Genomic DNA, 16,460 nt, shown 5'->3' on the forward strand with positions numbered 1-16,460 from the left:
GTACAGAATGGTTCTTGTCATGGTGCATCTAAAAGATTCTATTGTTTATGAAAACGATGTGGGTAAGGGGTCGCATAGCATGCTGAAAAAGGTCGTCCTTCTGGCGGCGGCCAGAATCCAGACGGAGTTCATGCATCACCTGGATACAATAAAGAGTGAGTGCTGCACCTTTTGTGATGTTCTAATCGGTATTTCTTTGGTTGGCTGATCAATCGATTTCTCTGCTCTCTTGCAGCATTTCTTTTGGTTACATTTTCTTTGTGCAAGCAAAGAAAAGTCACTCGCCTAGGGGCAAAAAGGAAGGGTGAAATAGAGCACCGAACCATCCAAAGAAATAACGATTAGAACATCACGGTAGTGCAACATTTGCTCTTCGACTGTGATCAAGCTAAACATGAACTCTGCCTGGATTCCGGCCGTCGCCGAAATAACGAAGTAGCAAATCGTAGCATTCCTCTGACTAAGTGAATCCTGTATTAAGGGATCAGTTTTTAAAGTCTGGAATTATGAACTGTTTGCTCAGAACCTTTAATTTGCTTTCATCGGTAAATTCAGCCCGCGTACCTCAAATGTATGGGTATCAAGTAGTTTCCCCTGTGTATCCATCAGCGTCAGCCTATGTCTCCCCGGTAACGGCAGTGGCACCAAGACTTTGGTTTTTCCGCATACCGCCACGGGGCGATCATCCAGGAGCAGGCAGGATTTCCCACTGCCTCCCGATTGCAATAGCAGCGCTTGCCGCTGCTGTGGAATATCAGGATCCGGCGCAATAATCGCTGAATCCGGCGGCGCAATCAGCATAGCGGATGCCGGGGTGACATTGATCAAAATGGTTTGATTGGTAAGTGTCCGCGTCGCCTGGTTATGTTGGATTACCCAGTCTTTTCTTGGCGATTCTATGGCCGGTTGGTAGCGCACTTGCTGATGCAGCAGCCCCGCTGGCGCGGCGGGTTGCTGGCTGTGCCTGGATTGGTGCAGGTATTCAATGATGTCGCGCCAGACCGGCGCAGCGCCGGTAATGCCCGACACATCCCACATGGGTGCGCCGGAAAAATTACCTACCCATACGCCAACTGTGTAACGGTCTGTGTACCCTATTGCCCAGTTATCACGCATGGCCTTGCTGGTGCCGGTTTTCACCGCTGCCCAGGTGCGGGTGGAGAGTGGGCTGGAAAGGCCAAAGGTGTTGGTTCGTGCGCCGGGGTCGGAGAGGATATCGCCTATAATAAAACTGGCTTGCGGGCTGAAAACCTGCTTGTTATCCGCTGTCATTGTTACAGGTGTGGCAGCGGGGGCAAAGGTGGTGGCCTGCCATTTTCCGCCATTCGCCAGTGCGCGATAGGCATTGGTCAGTTGCAGCAAGGTGCTTTCTGCGCCACCGAGTGCCAGGCCAAAGCCATAGTGCTCGGCATCTCGCGTCAGGCTGCTTAATCCTAAGGCTCTCAGTGTTGCCAGAAACGGGTCTACCCCGACCAGCGTGAGAGTACGGATGGCGGGCACATTGAGCGATGCAGCCAAGGCGGTGCGTACGCTCACCGCGCCCTGGAAGTGCCTGTCGTAATCCTGGGGAATATAAAGGCCGGAAGGGGTGGTCAGCGCCAGCGGTGAATCATCCAGTACCGAGCTTGCATTCAGCCAGCCCTGATCAATGGCCAGGCCATACAAAAATGGTTTCAGGGTAGAGCCAGGCTGGCGTGAGGCAGTAACGCCATCGACTTCAGCCGCGCCAGACAGATCGCCACTGGAACCGACATAGGCGAGCACTTCACCGCTATGGTTATCCAGGACGACGACAGCGCCGTCTTCTACATTCTGGTCTTTCAATTGCGCCAGATGGGTGCGCAAGGTATTGCGTGCAAAACGCTGCAAACTGGCATCGACGCTACTTTGCAGGCGTTGGCCATTTTTGCTCAGCAAGTGTCGCGCAAGATGCGGCGCGTCGTCGATGCCGGGGATGGGGGATGGACGCGAAGGTAATAGCGCGGTGCGCAATGTTACCTCCAGGCAAGGTTGCTTTTTTGCGGGAATATTCACGCTGGCTGGCATGGCCTGTAAGGTGGCGCAGGCACGTCTGGCCAGCCGGCTACGGGCAGCGCCCGGTGACTTGATCAGCGATGCCAGGATAGCGGCGTCAATGTTATCCAAGCCATTGGGGCCTTTTGCCAGCAGGCCTCGGGCGGCGGCATCAATCCCGACCAGCTCCCCGCGGAAAGTGACGCGGTTAAGGTAGGCTTCGAGTATTTGCGGTTTGCTCCAGCGTAGTTCAAGCGCCAGCGCCATGCGTATCTGCCTGAGTTTTGCTGCCCAGCTATGTTGCCCTTTGCTTTCGCCAGGCTCAATTAACAGCTTTGCCAGCTGCATGGTGACGGTACTGGCGCCCCTGGCACGCGTGCGATGCAGGTTATCTATCAACGCAGAACCCGCCGCCAGTAAATCAATACCTGCATGACTGTAAAAACGTTTATCTTCAGCCACCAGCACTGCTTGTTGTAGCGTTGGCGATATTTCCTGTAACGGGATCCATTCCAGCATGCGGCGGTGCTTATCCAGGCGCAGGCGTTGCAAGACCTGGCCATCGCGGTCAAGTAGCACAGCTTCTGAACTGTAGGTCGCAGCTTTGGCTTGCTCAAAAGTGGGCGTGGGCGTGAAGAACACCCAGCCACTGGCAACAATGACTGTAAGCGTCAGTGCTGCCAGTAGCGTTTTCTTGCGCGTCACCTGGCCTGTGTCTCCGTTTTGACCTCTATCGCAGCCACAGGGATTTCGGCAAATATTTCCGGTGCATACATGGCTTCCACATGACTGGCCGGCATGGCGAAACGGCCAGCATTATTCAGTCTAACGGTATATTCAATACTGAATTTGCCTTTAGGCACGTAGGCATAATAAGCACGGAAGCCATCAAACGCGCGCTCTTCAAACGCCGGGCGCTGCCAGCCTGCTTTCTTTTCACCCGCTGATAGCTGGCTGGAATCACCACCCAGGCCACTGCCTAAAATAGTTGCCCCTGCCGGCACCGGGTCATTCACCACCACCCAGGTCATATCGCTTTGCGCGTCGATTTCCAGTTGCACACGGTAGGTATCGCCACGCTGCCATTGGCCACTGGTTTTCTGCTCTATGGCTGTGACTGTGCGCTTGAGTTTATAGCCAGCGAATAAAGGTTTATCTAGCGGCAAAGCGGCTTTGGAGGTGACAAATGCCCAGGGTTTGCCAGCACCCAGATGCTGGATGGAGAGTGGGGTGGAGGTTTTTGGCCATGCGAAATGCGTGGCCAACCCTGCACCCATGGGGGTGCCCTTGGTGGGGTCAGTATGGCGCGGGTCCTGTTGCGCGGCTGTTTTGGCATCCGCCCAGTTGAGCGATTGTGATTGCTCACCCAATTTGACCTGGGTAGTGCCTGCGACGGGCGTCTTCTCAAAATGGGTCTGGAAGTAACGCAGCGCAGTTGCGCCCCAGGCATTGGCGACTGTCGTGCTCCAATGGCCATTCACCTGACGTGCAAGGGCACCACGCGCGAGGCGACCAATATCTGCTGCCTCCATGTCCTGGTCTTCCGCCAGCAGGCGCAATGCCCGTACTGCATTGAGGTCAGGCGACACCATCAGCCACCACAGGTAATCCTGCTTTTCGGTGGAGAAACTCATGCTGGTGCCGGAGAACATCAGTCGTGATTGCAGGATCTGGCGTGCCTGTTTCAGCTTCTCATCGTGCCCGGCTATTTCCGGTAAGCGTTGCAATACCGATATCCAGTCGATCACCCCTGAGCTAGGCCACAGGTTAGGGCTGATCTCCAGTGAATCCAGCATGGCCGGGCGCGCCCGTTCATATCTGGCCAGGGCATCAATCGCTGCCAGTTTACGCAGCGTCAGATCAGCCGACTGCAGGCTGCCATAACGGTGTATGCGTCCGGCGACAAAGTCTTCCAGGCCTTTCAACATACGTTCGCGCGGCCCTTCCGGGATGGTGTACTGTGCTTCATCGGCGATACGCAGCAGGTAACTGGTCAGCGTGTCATCGCCCTGCAACCAGTCGATGGCGAAGTACCTGGCCAGGCCATCCTGGTCCAGGTGCGCAGGCAGGCTGTTCATCACCCGGTTCCAGCCATCTTCATTTTCCAGCGTGATAGCGACCGAAGCACGTTGCTCCAGGCACACATACGGGTACCGGCTCATCCATTCGCGTAGTGCATCCTGGTTGCCTGCCAATGAGCGCGTCAGTTGAATATCCACGCCACCGCGTCCGGCAATCGCGCCTGCCGGTTGCTGTACTGAGAAAGTCCACGGCGCATCCGGTTGCGCTTCTGTATTCTGCTGGCCTGAATTTAACTGCTGTAAGGTCTGCTGGTAAACCCTTACCGGATAAGCGGCACCGACTTGCTGCGATATTTTCAGGTTATCCTGCGCCGGTTTTTGTTGCTTGCCAGAAACGACTTCTTTAGCGCTAATCGCCCAGTTGAGCTGATCGACATTGAGTGGCACGGCAGCAGGGAAAGATAAGGTAGCACCCAAGCCTTGTTTCAAAGTCACTCGTTGTGTATGCGGCGTTTGGCTGACACCATCCGTCACTGAAACATCCAGCGTCAATGGCCGCTCAGCGCCATTGCGTACCGTGACCATGGCATTGAAATGGTCGCCCTCCCGCACAAACGGCGGCAACCCTGAGAACAGCATCACTTCCTGCCCGCTACGGATCAGCGTCGATGCCGTGCCGAAACGCATGGCGCCGGCATGGGCAATGGCCGCAATACGGAAAGAAGTCAAAGAGTCATTCAATGGCACATCCACCACTGCCTGGCCACGCGCATCCAGTTTCAGGCTGGGTTTCCACAACAGCAAGGTATCAAACAGTTCACGTGCATTCGCCCCTTGGCCGCCACCGCCGCCTGGTGCAACGGCTTTTTTGCCAAAGTGGCGTTTGCCTATGACTTGTGATTGCGCGGTCGAAGTACGTACTTCAATCGGGCGGCGTTCCATCATCGCTTCCAGCAAGTTCCATGATTGCGGTTTTGCCAGTTGCAGCAGGCCTTCATCGACAGCTGCCAATGCGACTTCAGCGTTGGCCGCCGGTTTGCCAGCCGGGTCTGTGACCGTGAGTTTTATGCGTGCCTTGTCGCGCACATGATAGGCCTGGCGGTCAGGCTCTACTTTCACTTTGAGGCTATACGCCTGCCAGCCGACACGAATTTGCGTCATGCCCAGCTTGAAAGCCGGCTTGGTCAGGTCCACCAGCGCCGTTGGCCGGGTATCAATTTCCACCGGCATTTTCTTGACCAGGCCAAGGAAGATCCCGACGCGGTATACCATACGTTTGAGCCATGAAAACTGACCTGTCACTTCAGGGTCTATACGGCCGCGCACCACCATCACAGAGACGTAAGCATTGGGGCCATAGTGGCTGGCAATCGGTACTTTGACAAATGGCGAACTGGCGCTGATGGGTACTACGAATGAATCCAGTATGCCTTCGCGTTCGACCGTCACCAGGGCGGTTGCCTTGCGGAAAGGCATGCGTACTTCAAAGCGTGCGGTTTCACCTGGTTCATAAGCACGTTTGTCGGCCCGTAAATCGATGCGATCGCTTTGTGAAGCATCAAACCAGGCGTTGTCGTCCGCAACATACACTTCACTGCTGGCGACGGCGACGTTGCCCTGGGTATCTTTGGCAGTGGCCACCAATATGATTTCGCCGGATTCCGGCGCGGCACCATCACAAATCAACATGCCGCGTTTATCTGTGCTGCCATTGCAAATAGTACCTGCATGCTTCACCTCAGCGGTTTGCTCATAGGCATAAAACCCGCCCAGCATACGTTTGCGGTAGGCGTAGGTTTTTCGCGTATACGCCTCTATGTATATTTTGCGATCTGCCCACGGCTTGCCCGCAGCATCCAGTGCCAGCACCTTGAATGCCAGCCGTTCTTTGGTGGCAAAAAAGCCTTCTATTTTCATGCCCAGTGACAGCGCTGAAGGCAGGATCATTGCCTGCGTGGCCGCATTTAAAATCTGCCCGTTGGGGTCGGTATATTCCATCTCCACTTCCAGCGCATGTGATTCCTGCACTTTGGGTAATTTGTCGAAGGTTATCCTGGCGCCGCCATTGCCATCCAGCGACATATTCACTGTCTTGGCCGGATAGTTTTTGGCGCTGGCCGTCGTGTCCGTGGCATCAATGTCTGCGCCTTCTTCCATCTCCGGATCGTAGGAATAAGGTTGTACGGCTTCAATGCCTTCTTTGGGAATGCGTCCGCCAAAACTGAAATCTTCAAACTGGCTGTATTGCAGGGGATAGCGCACCAGACGGCTACGGAATTTCACCGGTGCGCCAGCGGCAGCGCCGCCCGCCAGGTAATTCAGTTGTGCATCGATAGCCAGCTGGTTGCCGTTCACCAACGGTTGCGTTGGCGCTTTTAAAACTGCTTTCATTAACGGCACCCGGTATTGCTCCACGCGGAAAGAGCCGGACGACAGCATATACTGCCCGGCCATCATCGATACCGAGTACGTCCCCAGTTTGGCTTCTTTCGGAATCTCCCAGGTGGATACACCAGCCGCGTTAGACCAGGCTACGTCGACATCGTATTTCTCGCCACTGCCTTCATGCACGATGCTGATGGTATCTGGCTGCTGCTCGGCCAGGTTGAAGCCTTTGCCGGTGCGCACGCGGATAAAATGCTTCATAGAGACTTTTTCGCCCGCGCGGAAAAGCGGGCGGTCAAACACCGTGTGTGCAATCAGCGGTGTGCTGCTTGAGCCGCCACCCAGATTGAATTGCCACGGGCTGATGCCGTCATCCCAGGATGAAAACACAAACGACATGTCGTCATCCTTGCGTGCAGTTGCCAGCAATCCATAGCACTGGTTGTAATAGCCCTCAGAAAATTCTTCTTCAATATGTGCCATGCCTTTGCTATCGGTTTTGCCTTCCCACAGCGTGCGGCCTTCACAAGTGGACAGGCGCACGGTGGCATTGTTAACCGGTTGCGCATTATCCAGCCGCGTCACCCATACCAGTGACGATTCACGGCCTTTTTTCAGGTGCACCGCCATATTGGTGACCAACGCGCTGGAAGAAACATAATAGGGTTTATGTTCGCCATGCAAGGTCGCACCGAGGCGGTCACTGGCGAATTCAACCACGTAAAAGCCGGGTTTTTTCAGCGGAACGCCTATCAGTTCAAACGTTTTGTCGCCGTGAGCACGCGGCAATTGCAATGGGCTGGTTTTGAACCCAACATTCTTCGTCTCACCCATCAGCAACGGGATTTCACCTTCGCGCGGGTAGCGTTTGTGCTGTTTCTCAAACTGTCTATCCAGCTGGTTGTCAGGATGCTTGGTCACCCGGAAAAACCATTCTGCCAGCGTCGCATCGTCGTCCAGTGCCAGCCTGCCCACCACGCCGTTACTAGTCGCTGAGGCACCCGACTGCAGTTGCACACCCGTCAGCGTCGCTTCTACATTGCGCACACTCACGGGCAGGGCAGGCTGGGCATGTTGCTCCAGAATACCAAAACGGGAAGGGAACTTGATCAGCGGCGGGTCTTCATCGATATTGAGTTTCAGCGGAAAGGCAGCCATATTGATAGGCGAACGATTCGCGTCATCTTCAAAGCCGGAAGGCAGTGACAGGCTGACCACACTTTTTTCTGTAAATGGTCCGCTGAAAGATACAGACTCTACCGTGTTTCCGTTGTCACTTTTGGCAATCACGGGTGCTATCTGCTTGCCATCGGCAGTCTTCAGCAATAATTTGCTGGCCAGGTCACGTGCCACTGGCGCGGTAAACTGCACAGTGATGGGCAGCACCGGCACACAGCCTGCTTTCGGGTTGGTGCGTGTGCAATTCACGCTCACCTTGAATGCCTCGCGCACACGGAATTGCAGGGATTGGTTCTGCGAAGTGGCTATGCCTGACGTGGAGGCGATGCCTTTGTTCCACCACAAAGTCACTTCACTGCCTGCCGGTAACTTGCGGTCGCATTGGGCGACGATAATGTTCGCGTTTTTCAGGCGATTATCTTTGACTTCCACAATGCCCACGCGCGCGTTTTTAGTCAGCACCTGAAAAAAATTACTGGCGCGCGAAGCCTGTTCAGCCAGGATCTTGTCGCGTTGGCTGCCTTCGATAATCATCAAAGGAATACGGTCACCCACGCCTTTGATACTGCAGGCGGCATATTTTTTCACTGAATCGATGCTGACCGGCGCATCCAGCCCCAGCAGAAATACCTGTTCTTCATCGATAGCCTCATTGCCTTCATAAGGGTGGGCAATCTGTATCGCCGGGCCACCGGTCGTGAAACTGAATGCGCGTTGCTCGATCACCACGCCATTCAGGCTTTTGAGGGTAGGTTTAGGCGTGAAAGTACATTTCAGCCCGGCTGGCAGGTCACTGTCAAAATCATAAATCCAGTTGCGGCCATCTGCCCAATGTCCGCTGCCAGCGGCCGGGCAGCTAATATCAAAAGGAGATTCCAGCCTGGGGTCGCCAAATGCCACCATGGCTTCAGAAAAGCGGGCGCTTACTTGGCGAATCGCTTTGACTTCACCTTGCGGGGAGAAAGATTGTACGGTGACGGAAGTGTTTGCAGGCGCGGGTGCGGCATCCGCATTATTGGCTAGCAACAGCATGCTTAACAACACAATCTTCAACGCGCTCATGAATATCCTCTTACTTTTTATGTCAGGCCGGCGGTATTTTATCTGCTGCCCGTTTGGTTTTTGCGACATGGTGCGAACAGTCATAGGCGCCATATGCAGGATGGTTTAAGTGTAACCAGCTTTGGCGACTCTTGCCATATCCTCTGGATATTCTTAAGCAACTGTCATTTTGACGTTAGCGTTTAGCAGGCGCAGAGTATGCGCTGTGAAACACCTGTTTCAAGCTCCGTTAGCTTGATGAGCCAAGCACAATATAAAATCCTGTGATTAATCGTAATATCTATATGATGCTGTTGTGATCACTGCCGTTTTATACATTAAAAAATATTATGACCAACGAATTCTATTTCAACCTGATTCTCTTGTTTCTAGTTGCCATTATCGGCCTGGAACTGGTCGCCAAAAAACTCCGCTTACCACCCGCCGTGGCACAACTGGTCGGTGGGGCGATGATCGCTTTTTTACCCGGCTTACCTTCATTCGAGATTGATCCTGCGCTGGTGCTGGTCGTATTTTTGCCGCCCTTGCTCATGGATGGCGCCTATTTCACCGTCTGGCACGAATTCCGCCGCCACCTGACAGGCATCCTGTTATTGGCGATAGGCGCAGTGCTGTTCACGACGCTGGTGGTGGGTCTTGCCTTGCATGCTTGGAACCCAAGCTTGCCATGGGCGGTATGTTTTGCGCTGGGGGCGATTGTGTCACCACCGGATGCGATTGCGGCCAAGGCCGTATTGCAGCGGGTCGCGTTGCCGCGCAAATTGATGGTATTGCTGGAAGGAGAGAGCCTGCTCAATGATGCGACGGGCTTAGTGCTGTACAAGTTTTCGATTGCTGTGGCACTGACCGGGGTGTTTTCCATGCAGTCTGCCCTAGGTGATTTCGCGCTCTTAAGTGTAGGCGGCGTATTGCTGGGTGCGGCTTTTGGCTATCTGGTGTACAAAGTGCTGGGCTATTTGCAGGATACCGCATTGGTGATCCTGGCTGCGGCATTACCCGGCTGGATCTGTTATGTGGTCGGCGAGCACCTGGGCGTATCCGGCGTGATTGCCACCGTGACTTACGGCATGATACTGGGTTGGTTCCAGCATGAAATCATGACCGCCACCGCCCGCAGGCGCGGCAGTGCCTTCTGGGAGATCATGATATTCATACTGGAATCACTGGTGTTTATCCTGATTGGTTTATCCCTGCGCGGCGTGTGGGAGCGGATTGAGCATGCTGAAAAATCATGGGCGGCTTACAGTGTCGAAGTGTTGTTGGTGCTGGTCGCCGTGATTGCCACGCGTTTCGTGTGGATTTTTGCGGTGGACGCCATCGCCAAACTGTTTAAACATCATCCGCAAAAGACGCATTTGCAGACCAACTGGCGCGAATCCTTTATTAAAAGCTGGGCGGGCATGCGCGGCGTAGTCACGCTGGCGGCGGCATTGGCTGTGCCGGCGCAAGTGCCGGGGCGCGACCTGATGTTGCTCTGCGCGTTTGCCGTTATCCTGGTCACCGTGCTGGTGCAGGGTACCAGCATGGGCTGGTTGATTCGCGCGCTCAACATCAAGCACGTGGCGCATGAGCAGGTCTACCTTAACGAGCCCCAAACCTGGGCCAAACTGGAAGCCGTGCAGTTTGAGGTCGTCAAGCAACTGGCGCACGATGACGCGGGTGAAGTGATACATCCGCGCTTGCTGGAACAATATGGCTACCGTGCCAATTTATCCCACACCTTGAAAGATGCACATGCCTTGCCTGCCGATGTACGCAAAGCGCATTTCGATGTGGTGCTGGCGGCGGTGGCCGCTGGACGCGAAGAGCTGCTCAGGCTGCATCGCTCCGGCCAGATCCATGATGAGTTATTGCATATGATGGAACGCGACCTGGATATCCAGGAAATCGCTGCTTTGCACACCCGCGGTTGATGCATGGCGTGAATCCACATTTTTTGTGGATAACTTTTGGGATGTGCTGTGGGTGGATGCTGTAATTACTTGATTTTATGGGGTAATTTAGGGGTGATTAAAATAAGGGCGTTGGCTGGGATGCATAAATCTGCGTGACAAAAACATTTTTTTGTGTGTTGTCGGCAAGCAAAACCCGGCGTAGGATAGAGTGACCATAAGCCATGTTGAGGGACAGTGATGAAAAAACTTTTTTATATCGACTATCCACAAGAGCATTTTGAGGGCCAGGCGCATCGCTATCGTTGCGCATTTTGCAAACAGGAAACCACCAAAATCAATGGTCGCCTGGAAGGGCATTTAGCCAGTTGCGAATTCCGGATTGCCATGGAAAAAGTAGGTTTTGAATGCAATCAAAACCTGCCACGCCGAAATCTGGAAACGACAGACGAAGAAGATTGATGTTTCGTCCCGGCATATAAAAAATGAATCCCTATTAACCAAGAACCTTCGCTATGACCAACTTTACCCCCTGGCAATCCCTGATCGGTGGATTCCTGATAGGCTTTTCCACGCTGCTGTTAATCCGCTGGCTGGGCAAAGTGGCAGGCATCAGTGGGATTGTCGGGCAGCTCTGGTCGGGAAATGCCAGTGATAAGGCATGGCGGCTGGCGTTTGTTATCGGCCTGCTGATCTCGCCATTGATGTATCAATTATTCACACCGCTGCCGGCCATGCAGATCGAAGCCGATTTGCCAGTTTTAATTGTGGCGGGCCTGCTGGTTGGTTTTGGCACGCGCCTGGGCTCCGGTTGTACCAGCGGTCACGGCGTCTGCGGCCTATCACGGCTGTCGCTACGTTCGCTGGTGGCTACGATGACCTTTATGCTGGTTGCCATGCTGGTGGTGTGGGTCACCCGCCATTTATTACAAGCGTGAACACCACACACACTTATTTTAAAAGGGCGCACAACATGGTGAACTTGATTGCATTGCTGGCCGGGCTGATTTTTGGATTGGGCCTGATCATAGGCGGCATGACCAACCCGGCTAAGGTGCTGGCATTTCTGGATATCACCGGCGACTGGGATCCTTCATTGGCCTTTGTCATGATAGGCGCCATCGCCGTTGGCTTCTTTGCTTTTCGCGAGGCCAGGCAGCGCACCTGGAGCGTGTTGGGTTTGTCTATCGATTTGCCAAAAACGACCGGCATTGACCGGCCGCTCGTCATCGGTGCGGTCTTGTTTGGCATCGGCTGGGGCCTGGCTGGTTTTTGCCCCGGCCCGGCAGTGGCTTCGGTATTGATCGGCGGCAGTGGCGTGTGGATATTTGTCGCCAGTATGCTGGTCGGGATGGGGCTGTACACGCTAGCAGAACGGCAGGGCTGGCTCTAAGCAAGCGCGCTACTCGTGGTGACGTTGGAAAGTAGATTGCAGGATTGAAGGGACGTCATCAAACAAGTAGTGCGTCAAATGAAGATCGTATAACACGCTATCTACTGACGTTTTAACCTGGGGCAACCATTAACCTGAACAGCATTCCCAACCCGCCACTGATGACAATGACGGCAATGACATTGAGCCTGAAGCGAAATAATGCCAGCGCAGCCAGCAATGCCAGGCCAGCAGCAACCCAGTCTATTTCTCCCGGCGTTTGCTGCCAGAACACATGGTAGGCAAAAAATAATGCCAGGTTAACAATCACGCCCACAATGGCGGCAGTGATGGCACTGAGAGGTGCAGTGAATTTTATATTACCGTGCGTCGTTTCGATAAAAGGTGCGCCCATGAAAATAAATACAAAACTGGGTAAGAAGGTAAAGAATGTCACGATAGATGCGGCCACAAGCGCAGAAGCAAACACGGCATCGGCGCCTAAACTATGCGTGATCCAACCACCAACAAAACCGACAAAAGTAACCACCATAATCAAAGGGCCTGGCGTTGTTTCACCCAATGCCAAGCCGTCTATCATTTGCGTAGTGCTTAACCATTGGTAATGTTCCACAGCCCCTTGAAAAACATAAGGTAATACCGCATAGGCGCCGCCAAATGTCATCAGCGCAGCCTTGGTAAAGAACCAGCCCATTTGACTGTAGGTAGCGTTCCATCCGTAGCAGGTAGTTAACGCCAGCATCGCTGCAAGCCAAATGGCCAGGCCGGTCAACCCTATGTGCCAGAGCTTTTCCCAAGTGAATCGCGCGTGTTCTGGCGGTGGGGTATCATCGTCTATCAATGCTTTGCCAGCGTAGTGATCAACCACAGCATGCGCACCTGTCTGGAATGCCCTGGGAGCCAGGCGCCCACCAATATGCCCAATCACGCCGGCAACCAGCACAATGAGTGGAAAAGGCAGCTTGAGCAAGAAAATGGCGATAAATGCCAATGCGGCAATCGACCAGAGCATTTTATTTTTGAGTGTTCTCATGCCAATACGGTAGGCGGCGAGTAATACAATCGCGACGACCGCGGGCTTGATGCCGTAAAAAACACCGGCAACCGCAGGCACTGTGCCGTAAGCCATATAAACCCAGGCCAGCCCAATCAGAATGAAAAATGCAGGCAGCACAAACAGCGCGCCGGCAAAAATGCCACCCCAAGTCCTGTGCATCAACCAGCCGATATAAGTTGCCAGTTGTTGCGCTTCAGGGCCAGGTAACAACATGCAGTAATTCAGCGCATGCAAAAACCGTTTTTCAGAGATCCAGCGCTTTTTCTCGACCAGATCGTGATGCATGATGGCAATCTGCCCAGCCGGGCCACCAAAACTGATCAAGCCAAGCTTTAGCCAGTACAACAGAGCCTGTGTGAAAGAAATCCTGGCGGGAGGGGTGAGAGTGTTGTTATCTGTCGTATCCATAAGCGCTCGTGTCGTGGGGTGTCCCAAGAGTGAGAGCAGTCCTTGGACGAAGGTCGTCTTGATGCGGGGAGGCTGCGAAATCCCCATTCTGTAAAAATTATACTATCGATTGGTTTGTGACAACAATCCATGTGCAGGCTATATTGCAAGCGGCGCTATGTCACGAAAGCTTCATATTCACCCGGCACCGCCTAATGAGTCAACGTAAAGCCAACGCCCTGCCAGCGTTGTATTCACAAGGCCTCACACATCACAGATCAATCACATGCCTTAGCCGCACTAAATTTTTCAGATTTGTCTGGCTGAATCTATTCATACATACAACCATGTATGTTAGGATGGTTTCATAAAGATGAGGCCCCATCCGCAGGGTTTCGCACACTGACCTGAACGTCTGTCATAAAGGAACCCTTACCACATGAAACTCAATATCAATGGCAAAGAAACAGAACTGAATGTCAGCGATGATATGCCCATTTTATGGGCGATTCGCGATATCGCCGGATTGACCGGTACCAAATTTGGCTGTGGCATGGCTATGTGCGGCGCCTGTACTGTGCATCTCGATGGGCAAGCTATCCGCTCCTGCGTGACGCCGGTGAGTGCGGCTGCAGGTAAGAAAATCACTACCATTGAAGCCATGCAGGACGACAAAGTCGGCCAGGCAGTGCAGGCCGCCTGGCAGCAGATCGATGTCGTGCAGTGCGGTTACTGCCAGTCCGGCCAGATCATGTCGGCCACCTCCTTACTCAGGCAAAACCCCAAACCTAGCGATGCCGATATCGATGCTGCCATGAGCGGCAATATCTGCCGTTGCGGGACTTATCAGCGCATACGCGTAGCGATTCACCAAGCTGCTGAAAAACTGGCTTAAGGAGAGAGAGACCATGAATGAATTGATGAATCTTTCCCGTCGTAGCTTTATTAAAACCACTGCACTGGTCGCTGGTGGCCTGGTGGTGGCATTTACGATCCCGCAGGCGAAACGCTTTATGGCGGTGGCCAATGCTGCTGAAGCGCTCAAGCTGCCGCCTCCGAATGCATTCCTCAAGATAGGTGCGGATGACAGTATCACGGTATTGCTGGCGCATAGTGAAATGGGGCAGGGTATCTGGACCACTTTGTCCATGCTGATTGCCGATGAACTGGATGCCGACTGGAGCAAGATCAAGGTTGAGCATGCACCGGCAGCACCGGCCTATGTCCATACTGCATATGGCATCCAGATCACCGGCGGTTCATCGACCACCTGGTCTGAATTCGAGCGCTATCGACAGGCGGGCGCATTGACGCGTGCTTTACTATTACAAGCCGCTGCCAAACAGTGGAAAGTGCCGGTTGAAGGCTTGCGTGCTGAAAATGGGTATGTGATCAATGGCACCAAAAAACTGAGTTATGGGCAACTGGTAGAAACCGCGAGCACGCTGGAAACACCGAAAAATGTCACACTGAAAAAACCGGAACAATGGAAGTTTATCGGCAAACCGACTAAACGCCTGGACAGTGCCGACAAAATTAACGGCGTCGCCAAGTTTGGCCAGGATGTGCAATTTGATGGCTTGAAGATCGCCATGGTGGCGCGCGCGCCGGTGTTTGGCACAAAACTTAAATCGTATGACGATACGGCTACACGCAAGATACCGGGTGTGATCAAAGTCGTCAAAGTGCCGACCGGTGCTGCCGTGATTGCCGAACATTACTGGGCCGCCAAACAAGGCCGCGAAGCCTTGAAACTGGAATGGGATATAGCCAGCCATGACAAACCGGATACTGCACAGCTATTAAAACAGTATCAGGCATTGGCGCAAAAGCCGGGGATACAGGCCGCGAAAGCGGGCGATATTGCCAGTGCCGGTAAACAGGCCACACACACCTTGAATGCCGAGTACGTATTGCCCTTCTTGTCGCATGCGCCTATGGAACCTTTGAATTGCGCGGTGAAAATCACTGACAAAGGTTGCGATATCTGGACAGGTACCCAGATGCAAACCACAGACCAGGCGGCAGCTGCGAAAATCCTGGGATTGAAACCTGAACAAGTGAATATTCATACCCAGTTTCTGGGCGGTGGCTTTGGCCGTCGCGCCAATCCGCGCGCAGATTTTGTATCCGAAGCGGTGGAAGTCGCCAAGGCGGCAGGCTTGCCGGTGAAAACCGTGTGGAGCCGTGAGGATGATGTGAAAGGTGGTTTTTACCGCCCGATGTTTGTACACCGCGCCAGTATCGCGCTCGATAAACAGGGCAAACCACTGGCATGGCAGCACACGCTGGTCGGCCAATCCATCATCAAAGGCACGCCGTTTGAGAGTGTCATGATCAAGGATGGCATTGATGCGACTTCGGTAGAGGGTGTGGCAGATTCGCCTTATGTGAAGGGCACCGCCAATCACCAGGTGCACCTGCATTCGGTGCAAAGTGATATTCCGGTTTTGTGGTGGCGTTCGGTCGGGCATAGCCACTCCGGCTTTGTGATGGAAAGCCTGATAGATGAACTGGCGCATGCTGCCAAGCAGGATCCGCTGGCCTACAGGCGCCAGTTACTGAAAGATCACCCACGTCATCTGGCGGCACTTAACCTGGCAGCGGATAAAGCCAGCTGGGGCAAGCCATTGCCTGCCGGAGTGTTTCGCGGCATCGCCGTGCATGAATCCTTTGGCAGTTATGTGGCACAGGTCGCCGAAGTATCAGTGAAAGAAGGCGAAGTCAAAGTCCATCGCGTCGTCGTCGCTATTGATTGCGGCCTGGCAGTGAATCCGGATGGCGTGCAGGCACAAATGGAGTCTTCCGTAGCTTATGCACTAGGCGCGGCGCTGACCAGTGAGATCAGTTTTAAAGACGGGCAAGTGGTGCAATCCAATTTCCATGATTACCAGGTGTTGCGCATGAAAGATATGCCTAAAGTGGAAGTGCATATTGTGCAAAGTAACGAAAAAATGGGCGGTGTAGGTGAGCCGGGCGTGCCGCCTCTGGCACCTGCGGTGGCTAACGCCGTGTTTGCCGCCACCGGTAAACGCATACGCCGCCTGCCGATTGGTGACCAGCTGGCTTAA

At 53.8% G+C, this 16,460-nt stretch carries 9 protein-coding genes; 6 read left to right on the plus strand and 3 right to left on the minus strand.

What is annotated here, in order from left to right; all coding sequences use genetic code 11:
* Positions 1 to 528 precede the first annotated feature (528 nt).
* Complete coding sequence (gene pbpC, locus ACSSVF_RS05395) at positions 529 to 2,718, minus strand: penicillin-binding protein 1C (protein ID WP_492405934.1); 2,190 nt, start codon at positions 2,716 to 2,718, stop codon at positions 529 to 531.
* Complete coding sequence (locus ACSSVF_RS05400) at positions 2,715 to 8,660, minus strand: alpha-2-macroglobulin family protein (RefSeq protein WP_492405935.1); 5,946 nt, start codon at positions 8,658 to 8,660, stop codon at positions 2,715 to 2,717. Before ACSSVF_RS05400 ends, pbpC begins: the two co-directional genes overlap by 4 nt.
* 329 nt (positions 8,661 to 8,989) lie before the next feature.
* On the opposite strand from ACSSVF_RS05400, the gene ACSSVF_RS05405 reads away from it, so the two are divergent.
* The 4 genes from ACSSVF_RS05405 (at position 8,990) to ACSSVF_RS05420 (ending at position 11,945) form a co-directional block, all read left to right on the plus strand.
* Positions 8,990 to 10,573, plus strand: coding sequence for a Na+/H+ antiporter (locus ACSSVF_RS05405; RefSeq protein ID WP_492405936.1), 1,584 nt, complete (start codon positions 8,990 to 8,992; stop codon positions 10,571 to 10,573).
* A gap of 219 nt (positions 10,574 to 10,792) precedes the next feature.
* Complete coding sequence (locus ACSSVF_RS05410) at positions 10,793 to 11,014, plus strand: hypothetical protein (protein ID WP_492405937.1); 222 nt, start codon at positions 10,793 to 10,795, stop codon at positions 11,012 to 11,014.
* Between the two features lie 53 nt (positions 11,015 to 11,067).
* Positions 11,068 to 11,490, plus strand: a complete 423-nt coding sequence (locus tag ACSSVF_RS05415; RefSeq protein WP_492405938.1) for a YeeE/YedE family protein — start codon at positions 11,068 to 11,070, stop codon at positions 11,488 to 11,490.
* Between the two features lie 35 nt (positions 11,491 to 11,525).
* Positions 11,526 to 11,945 (plus strand): DUF6691 family protein, encoded by a 420-nt coding sequence (locus ACSSVF_RS05420; protein WP_492405939.1) that lies wholly within the window; start codon positions 11,526 to 11,528, stop codon positions 11,943 to 11,945.
* 112 nt (positions 11,946 to 12,057) lie between these two features.
* Here the strand turns inward: ACSSVF_RS05420 and chrA are convergent, their stop codons facing one another.
* The gene (chrA, locus tag ACSSVF_RS05425) at positions 12,058 to 13,410 is read right to left on the minus strand and encodes a chromate efflux transporter (protein ID WP_492405940.1); all 1,353 of its coding nucleotides are present in this window, start codon (positions 13,408 to 13,410) and stop codon (positions 12,058 to 12,060) included.
* Positions 13,411 to 13,828: 418 nt separating this feature from the next.
* Between chrA and ACSSVF_RS05430 the strand changes: the two genes are divergently transcribed.
* Both ACSSVF_RS05430 and ACSSVF_RS05435 read left to right on the plus strand, forming a co-directional pair.
* Complete coding sequence (locus ACSSVF_RS05430) at positions 13,829 to 14,284, plus strand: (2Fe-2S)-binding protein (protein WP_379032793.1); 456 nt, start codon at positions 13,829 to 13,831, stop codon at positions 14,282 to 14,284.
* A 13-nt stretch (positions 14,285 to 14,297) separates the two neighbouring features.
* On the plus strand, positions 14,298 to 16,460 hold the full coding sequence (locus ACSSVF_RS05435) for a xanthine dehydrogenase family protein molybdopterin-binding subunit (RefSeq protein WP_492405941.1): 2,163 nt from the start codon (positions 14,298 to 14,300) through the stop codon (positions 16,458 to 16,460).

The organism is Methylophilus sp. E2MeOHC9, from assembly GCF_058744375.1.

Bases quoted from the DNA above. Each gene is read 5' to 3' on its own strand.
- ACSSVF_RS05400 (WP_492405935.1), bottom strand. From the start codon at position 8,660: ATGAGCGCGTTGAAGATTGTGTTGTTAAGCATGCTGTTGCTAGCCAAT.
- ACSSVF_RS05405 (WP_492405936.1), top strand. From the start codon at position 8,990: ATGACCAACGAATTCTATTTCAACCTGATTCTCTTGTTTCTAGTTGCC.
- ACSSVF_RS05410 (WP_492405937.1), top strand. From the start codon at position 10,793: ATGAAAAAACTTTTTTATATCGACTATCCACAAGAGCATTTTGAGGGC.
- ACSSVF_RS05415 (WP_492405938.1), top strand. From the start codon at position 11,068: ATGACCAACTTTACCCCCTGGCAATCCCTGATCGGTGGATTCCTGATA.
- ACSSVF_RS05420 (WP_492405939.1), top strand. From the start codon at position 11,526: ATGGTGAACTTGATTGCATTGCTGGCCGGGCTGATTTTTGGATTGGGC.
- chrA (WP_492405940.1), bottom strand. From the start codon at position 13,410: ATGGATACGACAGATAACAACACTCTCACCCCTCCCGCCAGGATTTCT.
- ACSSVF_RS05430 (WP_379032793.1), top strand. From the start codon at position 13,829: ATGAAACTCAATATCAATGGCAAAGAAACAGAACTGAATGTCAGCGAT.
- ACSSVF_RS05435 (WP_492405941.1), top strand. From the start codon at position 14,298: ATGAATGAATTGATGAATCTTTCCCGTCGTAGCTTTATTAAAACCACT.